The sequence below is a fragment of the Chryseobacterium taichungense genome (genome assembly GCF_900109935.1).
In the GTDB taxonomy this organism is placed as follows: domain Bacteria; phylum Bacteroidota; class Bacteroidia; order Flavobacteriales; family Weeksellaceae; genus Chryseobacterium; species Chryseobacterium taichungense.
The window spans coordinates 367,308-379,762 of record NZ_FOBV01000001.1 but is presented as its reverse complement, the minus strand read 5'-3'; the positions used below and the strand labels follow the sequence as shown (position 1 = coordinate 379,762).

At 36.8% G+C, this 12,455-nt stretch carries 13 protein-coding genes; 1 reads left to right on the top strand and 12 read right to left on the bottom strand.

The annotated features are described in order from the left end of the window. Positions 1–13 precede the first annotated feature (13 nt). Positions 14–1,126, bottom strand: coding sequence for a flagellar motor protein MotB (locus tag BMW64_RS01785; RefSeq protein WP_089998130.1), 1,113 nt, complete (start codon positions 1,124–1,126; stop codon positions 14–16). A 19-nt stretch (positions 1,127–1,145) separates the two neighbouring features. Continuing rightward, positions 1,146–1,565: a 2-amino-4-hydroxy-6-hydroxymethyldihydropteridine diphosphokinase gene (folK, locus tag BMW64_RS01780; RefSeq protein WP_089998129.1), complete on the bottom strand. Its 420-nt coding sequence runs from the start codon at positions 1,563–1,565 to the stop codon at positions 1,146–1,148. Between the two features lie 20 nt (positions 1,566–1,585). Between folK and sppA the strand changes: the two genes are divergently transcribed. Then, on the top strand, positions 1,586–3,343 hold the full coding sequence (gene sppA / locus BMW64_RS01775; RefSeq protein ID WP_089998502.1) for a signal peptide peptidase SppA: 1,758 nt from the start codon (positions 1,586–1,588) through the stop codon (positions 3,341–3,343). 71 nt (positions 3,344–3,414) lie between these two features. Here the strand turns inward: sppA and BMW64_RS01770 are convergent, their stop codons facing one another. The 10 genes from BMW64_RS01770 to BMW64_RS01725 all read right to left on the bottom strand — a co-directional run bounded on the left by BMW64_RS01770 (position 3,415) and on the right by BMW64_RS01725 (position 12,347). Beyond that, positions 3,415–3,678, bottom strand: coding sequence for a GlsB/YeaQ/YmgE family stress response membrane protein (locus tag BMW64_RS01770; protein ID WP_089998128.1), 264 nt, complete (start codon positions 3,676–3,678; stop codon positions 3,415–3,417). Positions 3,679–3,725: 47 nt separating this feature from the next. After that, the gene (gene ftsY / locus BMW64_RS01765; RefSeq protein ID WP_029294533.1) at positions 3,726–4,679 is read right to left on the bottom strand and encodes a signal recognition particle-docking protein FtsY; all 954 of its coding nucleotides are present in this window, start codon (positions 4,677–4,679) and stop codon (positions 3,726–3,728) included. A 191-nt stretch (positions 4,680–4,870) separates the two neighbouring features. Next, on the bottom strand, positions 4,871–5,023 hold the full coding sequence (locus BMW64_RS01760) for a DUF4295 domain-containing protein (RefSeq protein ID WP_002976755.1): 153 nt from the start codon (positions 5,021–5,023) through the stop codon (positions 4,871–4,873). 20 nt (positions 5,024–5,043) lie between these two features. Then, entirely contained in the window at positions 5,044–5,226 is a 183-nt protein-coding gene (gene rpmG / locus BMW64_RS01755; RefSeq protein WP_027379950.1) for a 50S ribosomal protein L33, read from the bottom strand. Between the two features lie 7 nt (positions 5,227–5,233). Next, a complete protein-coding gene (gene rpmB, locus BMW64_RS01750) occupies positions 5,234–5,473 on the bottom strand; it encodes a 50S ribosomal protein L28 (RefSeq protein ID WP_029294538.1) in 240 nt (79 codons plus the stop codon). Between the two features lie 154 nt (positions 5,474–5,627). After that, the gene (gene lnt, locus BMW64_RS01745; protein WP_089998127.1) at positions 5,628–7,262 is read right to left on the bottom strand and encodes an apolipoprotein N-acyltransferase; all 1,635 of its coding nucleotides are present in this window, start codon (positions 7,260–7,262) and stop codon (positions 5,628–5,630) included. Between the two features lie 103 nt (positions 7,263–7,365). Beyond that, positions 7,366–8,169: a pyrroline-5-carboxylate reductase gene (gene proC / locus BMW64_RS01740; protein WP_089998126.1), complete on the bottom strand. Its 804-nt coding sequence runs from the start codon at positions 8,167–8,169 to the stop codon at positions 7,366–7,368. 68 nt (positions 8,170–8,237) lie between these two features. After that, the gene (gene murB / locus BMW64_RS01735; RefSeq protein ID WP_089998125.1) at positions 8,238–9,257 is read right to left on the bottom strand and encodes a UDP-N-acetylmuramate dehydrogenase; all 1,020 of its coding nucleotides are present in this window, start codon (positions 9,255–9,257) and stop codon (positions 8,238–8,240) included. 109 nt (positions 9,258–9,366) lie between these two features. Then, positions 9,367–10,572 carry a pyridoxal phosphate-dependent aminotransferase gene (locus tag BMW64_RS01730; RefSeq protein ID WP_089998124.1) on the bottom strand — a complete coding sequence of 402 codons (1,206 nt, stop codon included), beginning with the start codon at positions 10,570–10,572 and terminating at the stop codon, positions 9,367–9,369. Between the two features lie 227 nt (positions 10,573–10,799). Beyond that, on the bottom strand, positions 10,800–12,347 hold the full coding sequence (locus BMW64_RS01725; RefSeq protein ID WP_089998123.1) for a T9SS type A sorting domain-containing protein: 1,548 nt from the start codon (positions 12,345–12,347) through the stop codon (positions 10,800–10,802). Positions 12,348–12,455: the final 108 nt, after the last annotated feature.

Genomic DNA, 12,455 nt, shown 5'->3' with positions numbered 1-12,455 from the left:
TAATTAAAGATAATTATTTATTTGTTGGGCATCCTTGGTTTTCCACCGGTCCAGGAACCGTTACGCATTTATCATATAAATCGATAACGCCATCCAGGTCTACGTCTAAGGCAATACCGGCGCCATCAACTCTTGCTCCGGCCGGAGTATCAGGTTGTCTGTCCCAGTCGTCACAAACGCCATCGTTATCCTTGTCACCTTTTTCACATACAATAAGTTCTGTACTTTTATTTTCCAAAACATTTGCTCTGTAATAGGCTTCCTGTAACGGATCATGCCATGCGAGATGAGTCGTGTGTTTTCCCAATTTGAAAGATAATCCCAGGTTGACCGTCCATACATTATCTGATCTTCTTTTATCGATCATATTATATTTAGGTATTTTTGAATTCGGATCATAATCTCCGGAACCTGCGTATCCGCCACCGTCAAATTCATCATCCCCACTGATAATATACATTGTTCTTGCCTCAACATCAATTAAGCTGGAGACATTGTATTTTACCCCAAGCCCAAACTGATAATACACCGAGTTGAGTCCCAGTTTCTGATTGATAAAAAGCGGAATTCTTCTTGGATTGGTGCTCCAACTGTAATCTTTATTATCATGCAATGAAGTATTAAAGCTCATAAATCCCATTCCCGCATATCCATGCATTGCCCATCTGTATGGTGAATGGTTGTCTACTCTCCTCAGAATATTTGAAAAATTCACATCACCCATCAACGCAATCTGATTATACTTGGTTCTGGCTTCTGCCACTCCTGCAGCTATCCCTTCGGCACCTTCTAGTTGGCCTTTTTGCTTTGTTTCACCTCGTTGATAGATCAGACTGATTCCTACAACATGATTGATTTGCTTGTCTAAACTTACATATGAATTGTAGCCCCAGTTGAATTTCTCGTCCGTGATTGATACAAGGTCCGAATGAACCATAAAGGCAGCGCCTCCACCTATTGATACCGACCAATCGTTGAATCTTCTCGCTTTGTTGTTGAAGGATTGAACATTAGCAGAGCCTGAAGAAAATGTATTGGGATACATATCATTAGAAGTGACAGCAATACTATCTTGCGCATACGACGCAATAGGCAATGCAGCCAATAATAACAAACTTAATTTCATACAAATATGTTTTTATGTTTTATAAGATAAAATCTTTTAATAATACTCTTGAAAATTCTCTCTCAGAAAGATGTTTTTGATGAGGGATTTGTAATCTTTCTGATATGAATTTTATTTCATTATACTTAACGATATCGATGTCAATAATCCTGTCGGTATAACCTCCTGTTACGCTGGAATCGTTAGCCCTTCCCATTTCCGTTTCAATGCTTTTTATGAGGGTAAGAAGCTGAATCGGAGAAAGATGAGTGAATATTATTGCTGCAATATTACAAAAAATATTGGAACTAACAAATTCTACGGGTTCTGATGTAAGAAAATCACTTACCTTTACTATTTCATTTTCAGCATATTTTATTTTATCCAAAGCAGTCTCCAAATTTTTTTTTTGATCTCCAAGATTACTTCCTAGTAACAAAACGACTTTATGGTGCGACATATTGTAAAATGATTGATTTTATGAAAAGCTTTTTTAAAAATGTACTGGCAAATATAGTGGCAATTGTCATATTATGTGTCGTGTTTTTCTTCTTTTTCATTATAATGCTGGTCTTTAGTGCCATGGGAAATGAAAAGTCTGTGGTTGTAAAAAAGAATTCCGTTCTCACGATTAATTTAAAAACCAATATCATCGACAGTCCGACTGAAGAGCAGAGAGGATTGTTTAATATTAGTGATCAGAATAAAAATATCCTGATTTATGATGCTATCGAGGCTATTAATAAGGCTAAAACTGATGATAATATTAAAGGAATCAGTATTGAAGCTGATAATCTTAATGCCGGGGTTACGCAAATTGATGATTTAAGAAATGCTATTGCTGATTTTAAGAAAAGCGGAAAATTTGTATATGCTTATGGAAATGCAGTTTCTCAGGCATCTTATTATTTGGGTTCTGTTGCTGATCAGTATTATCTTAATCCTTCGGGAATGATTGAGCTCAAAGGTCTCGCCACTGAAGTTACTTTTTTTAAAGATTTTGCCGATAAATACGGTATTGGTATTGAGGTGATCCGTCACGGAAAATTCAAATCTGCGGTTGAACCGTTTTTAAGAAATGATATTTCTCCGGAAAACAAAGAGCAGCTGAGCACACTTTTGAATGATATCTGGAAAAATACATCTTCAAAGATGGCAGCTTCCCGAAAAATTGATACGGCAGCCTTCAGAACTGTAGTTGATAGTCTGTACGGTATGATTCCGGAATTAGGATTGAAATACAAGTTGGCCGATAAACTTATTCAGAAAACGGAATATGATCAGTTGATTAAATCAAAATTAAATGTAAAAAAGGACGAAAAATTAAATAAAATCTCTTTAGGAAAATATATTGATTCATATTCTGATGATAATGAATCCGGAGATAGAGTTGCCGTTTTATATGCTTCAGGATCAATTTATGGTGGAGACGAGTACGGCGATATTCACTCTGAAAAGTACATCAAATACATTAAAGATCTTCAGGAAAATGATAAGGTAAAAGCTGTCGTATTCCGGATTAATTCTCCAGGGGGAAGTGCTAATGCATCTGATGAGATTTTGTTTGAACTTCAGCAATTAAAAAAGAAGAAGCCTTTGATCGTTTCTTTCGGTGATTATGCAGCCTCCGGAGGTTATTATATCGCAATGGCGGCAGATAAGATCTATTCTGAGCCTAATACACTTACAGGATCTATAGGTGTTTTCGGGGTGATTCCTTATTTTAAGGACATTGCCAACAAAAACGGTATCCGTTCCGACATTGTTTCTACCAATGCTAATTCGCAGTATTATTCTTCATTAAATGGTGTCACTCCTTACGGTGTAAGTCTTATCACCAGAAGTGTTGAAGGAACTTATAAAAGATTTGTACATTTTGTAACACAAAACAGAAAACAAAGTTTTGAGCAAATTGATAATATCGGTGGAGGAAGAGTATGGAGCGGAACAAGAGCGAAACAAATAGGACTTGTCGATGAATTGGGAACATTAAATGATGCCGTAAAATTTGCCGCTCAAAAGGCAGGCTTAAAATCTTATGCAGTGGCATCATATCCGAAAAGCATGACCCCATTCGAACAGATATTCAAAGACTTGAATCAGGATGAAATTTCCGAAAGAGTAATTAAGAACAAGATCGGTAAATCAAATTATGAAATCCTTCAGCAGATTACTGAAAAGAGAAAGCTTCAGTCTGAAATAAAAATGGAAATGCCTTACCAGATTAAAATTAACTAAATTATATTGTTATAAAAGAAGCGGCGGATTTGAAATTTCAAATCCGCCGCTTTAATTTTTTATTGTACCAGTTAAACTCTCCTGGCGGTCAGCATTCCGTAAATCCACAGAACAATCAAAGCTCCTCCAATAGCTAGAATCCAGCTTCTGAAATTCCAGAAAGAATCTACATCTCCCCAGTGTAGGACATATACGCCAATTGCTCCTCCAATAAAAGCGCCAATGATACCTAAGATCATAGTGATAAGCATTCCGCCTCCCTGTTTTCCTGGCATAATCGCTTTAGCTAGTGCTCCGGCTAGTAGCCCGAAAATAATCCATGTTAAAAATCCCATAGTTGCATTTTTTAATGTTAATATTTGATGATTTGATTCAAAAAGATTTATCTCTTCTTGAAAAAAGAATCTACAAACTCTGTACCATTAAATAATTGCAAATCCTGCATCTTTTCTCCAACGCCGATATATTTTACAGGAATCTGGAACTGATCTGAAATACCAATGACAACGCCTCCTTTTGCTGTTCCGTCAAGTTTGGTGACTGCTAAAGCATTCACTTCTGTAGCAGCTGTAAACTGTTTGGCCTGCTCGAAAGCATTCTGGCCGGTAGAACCGTCGAGAACTAATAAAACTTCGTGTGGCGCGTCGGGAATTACCTTTTGCATCACTCTTTTAATTTTTGAAAGTTCATTCATCAGATTAATCTTGTTGTGAAGTCTTCCTGCCGTATCAATGATGACTACATCTGCATTTTGGGCAACGGCACTCTGTACGGTATCAAAAGCTACGGACGCCGGGTCTGAGCCCATTTCCTGCTTTACAATAGGAACGCCCACTCTCTGGCTCCAGATCACCAACTGGTCAACTGCTGCAGCACGGAAAGTATCAGCGGCGCCCAACACTACCTTCTTGCCTTCAGAAGTGAATTGATGAGCAAGTTTTCCTATGGTTGTTGTTTTTCCCACACCATTTACGCCCACTACCATAATTACATAAGGTTTTTTGGAGGCATCAATATTTCCTGTTCCTGCATGAGGATTTTCAAGCAGTAATCCTGAAATTTCTTCACGAAGGATTTTGTCCAATTCATTTACACTTACATATTTATCTCTTGCGACACGCTCTTCAATTCTTTCTATGATTTTGATGGTTGTAGATGCACCGACATCAGAAGCAATAAGTATTTCTTCAAGGTCATCCAGTACCTCATCGTCTACCTTGCTTTTACCGACTACGGCTTTTGTCATTTTTTCGAAAAAACCCTGGCTGGATTTTTCCAATCCTTTATCTAAGGTTTCTTTCTCTTCTTTTTTAAAAATTTTTTTAAACCAACTCATCTTATGAATTACGGAATTTAATTAATGAAGGAAGTTGCTCATGAAAGCTTGAAGTACTCAATCTTGTTTTTATATTTTCATGATTAAACTTCCGGCATCCAGCTTCTGACTTCCAGCTAGACTAAAAACAAAGATAACAAAAAAACTACCCAAAAGATGAGTAGTTTTTTATATTGTAAATAAAGTGTAGATTATTTTTTCAAATAACCATCTACTTCGTCTGCATTCATTACTTTTTCTTCGAAAACGTAAGCTCCTGATTTAGAAGACTTCACCATTTTCACCACTTTAGTCATCTTTTTAGACTGACCGCTTTGTAGGGTTGCTACTACTTTCTTTGCCATGGTAAATTATATTTTAATAATTACTTGATTTCTTTGTGAACAGTTACTTTCTTAAGAACAGGATTGTATTTTTTCAATTCCAATCTTTCAGTTGTGTTCTTTTTATTCTTTGTAGAAATGTATCTAGACATTCCTGGCATACCGCTTTCTTTATGCTCTGTACATTCAAGGATTACTTGAACTCTGTTTCCTTTTTTTGCCATGATTTAATTACTTTTTAATCAATCCGTTTCTAGTTGCTCTTTCCAGAGCTTCCTCGATTCCAATCTTGTTAATCACTCTCAATCCATGAGCTGATACTTTCAGTGTTACGTGCTTATCTTGCTCCGGAAGGTAAAACTTCTTCTCCAATAAGTTAATTTCAAAACGACGCTTCGTTTTGTTATTAGCGTGAGAAACGTTGTTACCAACCATTGCACGCTTTCCTGTTATTTGGCAAATTCTTGACATATCTCGATGTTCTTATTTGTACTATAATATTTGAGAGTGCAAAATAACGAAGAATTTTTTAGATAGACAAATCTTTTAAGAAATTATTTACAATAAACTTTCAAATATTAACTTCAAATAACCTCCCTCTTTCTTTATCCAACTTCCTGTCTTTCTAGCTTTTCTTTGTTCTTGCCTGAAACCTTTTAATTAAAAAATAAAACAACAGAAATCCCAAGGCAAAAATTGAAAATCTTGAAAGCAGATCTCCGGCTCTTGTATAAAAAGTCATCTGATCGTAAAGGTTCACTTTTGCAAATAAGGCTGTTTTATCTCCATAAAAAGTATCTTCAATGATTTCTCCTCTGGCATCGATATGAGCCGAAATTCCGCTGTTGGCAGCCCTTGCAATTTCTCTTCTGGTTTCAATAGCACGCAGTCTTGCATAAGAAAGCAGCTGTCTGTGACCTTCGGAAACACCCCACCAGGAATCATTCGTCATAATGGCTAGAAAATTTGCGCCTTTTTTTACATAATCCCCTGTGAATTCACCGTAAATGCTTTCATAGCAGATGATTGGCGCCATTTTTCCTTTATTGAAAGGATTGGCAAATGCAACTCTTTCTTTATCAGTTCCAAGAGATGCAACGGTTCCTCCAAGATTCAGCATGGCATCTCCCAGAAGTGGCTTTAAATAATTCATATAAGGGAATATTTCAACGCCGGGAACCAGCTTTCCTTTGTGATAAACTTCAACATTACGGTTGGGAACAACCTGAACGGCAGAATTGAAGCTTTCCACCCAGAGTCCCGGATTCAATTGATAAGCTTCTTTCGGAAGATTTTCTTCGGAAGTATAAAATTTGTGCGAAGAAATTCCTGTTGCAAATACGGAACCCGGATGTTTTGTTAAAAATGATTTGAGGTTATTCAGGATAATACTTTTTTCAAAACCCCGCTCGGAAATCGAACCTCTGCCGGGAAGGGCAGTTTCGGGAGCGATATAATAATCTATTTTTCCTTTTGAATTTTTTTCCGCCAGATCCAAAAGATCATTTTCAATGATCAGGCTGTCTTTGGAATATTTTTCCGCGTAAGGATCAAGATCAGGCTGAAGCATCAGTACATTTACACTTCCGATTGGTTTTTCATTAAAGCTATTGTATCTCACAACTGAAATGATCATTGGGATAATGATTAAAGTTGCAACGATTGATGTGTTTTTGATCAGATCTTTTCTTTTTCTTCCGGCCTGCCAGATTCTTATGGTGTAAAAGATTAAAATATTGATCAATAATATCCAGAAGCTTCCGCCGGTAGCACCCAGCGTATCATACCATTGAATCAGTTTTGGGTATTCTGAAAATGCATTCCCAAGATTCAGCCAGGGCCAGGTAAATTCCCAGCTCAAATGAAATTTTTCAAAACTCATCCATATGGCGATGAAAAACGCTAATCCCCAATATGTCCCCTGCGCATTTTTGTACCAATGGTAACATTGAAATACTAAAGAATAAAGAAGTGAATTAACCAGTACCGGGAATACAACGGCTAATATCGAGTGGCTTCCATCCGGGTTTTTTGCTCCGTACAACCATCCGGTCGTTACAATGTTCCAGATGACAAAGCATATATAGGAAAGCGCGAAAACCACCCAGCTTTTTCTCTTATACTCTGAAAATTTTGAAACACCGTGCTCCATCATCAAAAGAGGAACGAGGGCAAAGAATATAAAAAAAGGAACCCCGTAAGTAGGCCATGATATCGACAGCAGCATTGCTGAAATGAGCGTAAGTAAAACGTATTTCATTCAATTGATTTAACATACAAATTTAAGGCTTTTGAAATGAAAAGAAATGCAATTGATGTTAAAGAAATCTTATAAAATTTTATTATTTTACAGTATTCAATAATTATCCGTTCAGTTCTTTTGCCCGGTTTTCTGCATTCAGGATTCCGCTTTTCAGGATTTCTTTCAGGTTGTTTTCGTTAAATGTTTTAAGTGCTGCTTCTGTTGTGCCGCCTTTTGATGCGACATCTTTAATCAGTTCCTCCAGACTTTTATCTGAATTATTAATCAGATGATAGGCCCCCAACATGGTTTGTTGTACAAAAAGTTTTGATAGATTTTCATCGATTCCCATTTCAATACCTGCTTTGATCATGGCATCAACAATATAATAAAAATAAGCAGGTCCGCTTCCTGAAAGTGCTGTAACGCCGTCTAAAAGGTCTTCATTTTCGAGATAAACAGATCTTCCGGTTGAGTTAAGTAATCTTTCGATATTGATGAGCTGACTGAAAGAAACTCCTTCCGCGGAAGTATAACCGGTAATTCCCATTCCGAGAAGAGTGGGGGAATTAGGCATTGCTCTTACAACCATGGGATGATTTAATAGTTTTTGAATTTTTTCAATTTTAATTCCTGCCATGATGGATAAAACCATTTGATTTTCCTTCATCTGAAACCGGAAGTTTTCAGAGAGATATTGGAAATCTTGTGGCTTTACAGCGATGATAATCAGATCTGCATCAATATCATTGACTTGATCAAAAGTTGAAATTTTAGACTTGGAAAATTCTTTCGAAATCTCGGAAAATTTGGATTCATTTCTGGTAATCAGATGAAGATTTTCCGGCTTTATCAGTTCATATTTTAAAAATGATTTAGAAAAAGATAAGCCCATTTTTCCGGCTCCGAGAATAGCTATTTTCATGTTTTCTATGTGTTTTTATGATAACTTTGTCAAAGTTCAGATCTTTGACAAAGTTTTTACTGTTTATTTTAAATAATATTCACTTCTCTTTCAAGCTCAATACCGAATTTCTCCTGTACAGAATCAATTATTTTTGTTGAAAAATCATAAATTTCCTGCCCTGTCGCTTCTCCTGTAGCATTGATGATAACCAGCGCCTGTAATTTATGGGAGGCAACATTTCCTATTTGTTTTCCTTTCCAGCCACATTGCTCGATAAGCCAGCCTGCCGGAACTTTTACAAAATCTCCATTCGCATATCCCGGAATGTTTTCAAATTTTTGCTGCAATTCTTCAAACTGAGTCAAAAGAATGGTTGGGTTTTTAAAAAAGCTTCCCGCGTTTCCGATTTCTTTCGGATCCGGTAATTTGCTTTTTCTGATGTTGATAACTGCTTTGGAAATATCCTGAATGGTAGGATTTTCAATGCCTAAATTTTCCAGTTCAGACGTTATGGCGCCATATTCTGTTTTGATATTATGATCTTTTCTTGTTAATTTAAAAGTAACTTCTAAAATCACATATTTTCCTTTTCCTTCCTGCTTAAAAACAGAATCCCGGTATCCGAATCTGCATTGTTCCAGATTGAACATTTCCAACTGAAGATTCTCAAGATTAAGAACGGTGCAGTTCACGAAAGTATCTTTTATTTCGGTACCGTAAGCCCCGATATTCTGCATGGGCGATGTTCCAACATTTCCGGGGATTAAAGAAAGATTTTCCAGTCCGCCATAATTTTTATTCAGGCAAAACATCACAAATTCATGCCAGTTTTCCCCAGCTTTTGCAGTAACCAATACTTCATTGTCATTAATGAAATCTTCATGAATTCCTTTGAGATTGAGCTGAATGGCCAGTCCGTCGAAATCTTTTGTCAGTAAAATATTGCTTCCTCCGCCCAGAAAAAGTAATGGTAAAGTGCTGGTTTTTGAATAATTCAGCGCTTCAATTAATTCTTCTGTAGAATGAACTTCAGTAAAGTATCTGGCCTTTGCATCAACACCGAACGTGTTATAGGGTCTTAATGAAAAATTTTCGTGCATTTGTATTATTTAAACAAATTCGTTTATCTAATTTAAAATAAAATATCAGCAATAAAAGTGCGGAAAGAATATCTCCACCAAATTTATTGCTGACAGATTATTATTCTTTTTCAGCTTAAAGACTGAATTCTATTTTGTATTGTTGAAGCGCATCTTTCAGGATAGCAGCACTTCTTTTCAGGTCTTCTTCTTTTAAAACATATGCGATTCTTACCTGTTTTTTGCCAAGCTCTGGATTACTGTAGAATCCTCCGGCTGGCGCTACCATAATCGTTTCATTCTGATTCGAGTATTTTTCAAGAAGCCATTGTGCAAATTTCTCTGTATCATCTACAGGAAGTTCAGCAACACAGTAGAAGGCCCCTTTCGGTTTCGGGCAAATTACTCCAGGGATAGCATTCAAAAGGTCCACCAGAATGTTTCTTCGGTGTGTGTATTCCTCCCGTACCGCTCTGATGTAAGCCTGATCGTCCTGATGAGCGGCGGTTGCAGCGATTTGGCCTAAAAGAACCGGACTCAGTCTTGCCTGTGCAAAAAGCATGGCCGCATCATGGATTTTTTTAGATCGGGTAATCATACATCCGATTCTTACTCCACACATTGAGTAACGTTTTGATTCTGAATCGATAATAATACAGTTTTCAGCAAGCTCAGGAAAAGCCAGCATAGAAATCTGCTGTTTTCCGTCGTATACATATTCTCTGTAAACTTCGTCTGAAATAACAACAATGTCATATTTCAAGGCAATTTCCGCCAGTTTTTGAAGCTCTTCACGGGTGTAGAGATATCCTGTAGGATTTCCGGGGTTACAGATAACAATTGCTCTTGTTTTTTCGGTAATTTTTTTCTCAAATTCTTCAATCGGAGGAAGCGCAAAACCTGTGTCTATGGTTGAAGGAACCGCCACGACATTTACATTAAAAGTACTTGTAAAGCCATTGTAATTAGCGTAATAAGGTTCAGGAATGATCACTTCATCTCCGTCATCGCACAGCGTGGAAATAGCGAAATTCAAAGCTTCGGAACCTCCGTTGGTCACGATGAAATTATCTGTTGTAAGGTCGTTGAAACCTAACGAATGGTAATATTCTGTTAATGCTTTTCTGTAGTCCAGATTACCTTCAGAAAGCGCATATTCCAGCACTTTCAGATCAATATTCTTTAAAGCATTCAGTGCCGTTTCCGGAGTTTCGATATCGGGTTGTCCGATGTTCAAATGATAGACTTTTATTCCCCTCTGTTTGGCTGCAAGGGCAAAAGGAACCAGTTTTCTTACCGGCGAAGGCGGCATGTGCAGTGCTCTGTTTGAAATATTCGGCATTGTTCAAAAAATTTGTATGGCAAAAATAAGATTTAATTCCGCAATATTAAAATTAACCGTCGGAAAGAAAAGGATTTTGCAGATATCTGTTGTGAAATTACCTGTTTATATAATGAAATGTTTTTTATAGAATCCATTTATTAGATCAAAATAAGTGAAATTTGACAGTATAAAACAAAAACAACGCTCTTGTAAGAACGCTGTTTTTTATAAAGATTTAATAACAACTATTTTACAATCAATTTTTTTGTTACTTTATTAACATTCACATAGTAAACTCCCGGATTCAAATCCGAAACTTCTACTCTTGTATGATCTGCGTTAATAAATACCGTTTTTATAATTCTACCGACTTCATCCGTTATTTCAGCTTTTTGATTTATATCTGCTATTTCAGATTTAGAAATCATAAAAAAATCAGTTGTCGGATTCGGATATATGGTCAGTGTATTTTTTTCTGATACTTCCGTCGTGCTTAAATAGGGCTGATTATTAAATCTCGCCAGTGCTGCCGTATATGGGTAATTGTAATAGCCGGCAAGCAGTACTTTTCCATTGGGTTGCACGGATACGGAATTGCCATAGTTTGAATTGGCGCCAAAATTAGCCAAAACTTTTCCGTCATAACTAAAATCAGTATTCAATGTGCCGTTGCTATTGAAATTGAGAAGGTAAAAATAAGAAATTCCTCCCGTCGAAGTTTGGCCTACTGCATAAATTTTTCCTGTACTGTCAATATCCAGATCTGCAATGATGCCATCCGAACTGGAATTATCAAGATCTACGATGGCCTTGCCATTGTTCCCGAACGTCATATCCAATGTACCGTTAGAAGATATTTTGTAGAGAGCTGCATCACCGTTGTTTCCGGAAAAATAACCACCGATTAGCATTGAATTATCTGGAAGGAAATAGAAGGTTCCAAAGTTAAAACTATTATCTGTGGTAAAGGTCTTCTTTCCTCCTGTTCCAAAAGAAGAGTCCATTGATCCATCCGGCAGTAGCATACACCATGCACCATCATTAAAATAGGTCTTACCACCAATAAGGATTCTGGAATCATTGAGAATTTTTATTCTATAGGCTTCATCATAATTAATGTTAGAATTGTACGTAAAACCTATGAGGACCTTGCCATCATTGCTGAAATCGGAATCTAATGATCCGTCGGTATTAAGTCTTGCAACGGCAAAATCCGTTGAGGGACTGTTATAGTACGTTCCTGCTACAATTATTTTTCCATCAGCTTGGAGAGCGATATCTTTTATCTGATTGATCGTAGAACTGGAAGAACTCATTGAAAAAATACTTTTTCCCTGGTTTCCGAAGGTGGTATCTACGGTTCCGTTTCCATTTAATCTAAGTACCCCAAAATAATAATTGTCTCCATTGATATATTGCGCAACAGCACCTCCTAATATTATTTTTCCATCTGGCTGCAACTCCACAGTTCTGGCAAAGTTATTATACCCTAAACCGCTCATGTCTAGATTGAAATACCCATTTGACCCAAAGGTCGTATCAATCGCTCCGTTAGCATTAAATCTCACCGCATAGAAAGTATTATTATTGGACGAACCTACCGTAGCGGCTCCTACTGCAATAATTTTCCCGTCCGGTTGAGTGGCGGTGTCAAAAATCATTTGCGTTGAAAAATGATTGGAGGTGATTTTGCCTGAAATTCCAAAGGTAGAATCAAGAGTTCCGGGAACCTGGGCCTGAAAGTATCCAAAACAGATCATGAGGATACTCAAGAAAGTAATTTTTTTTGTCATTTATATTTTTTTGTTTTGCAAATATAATAAAAAGAGCAAAAAAATAAAGTTTTTAGCCATTGAAAAGACACAAATTTTTGTTCTTGCTTAAGGGTTTATCTTTCATTA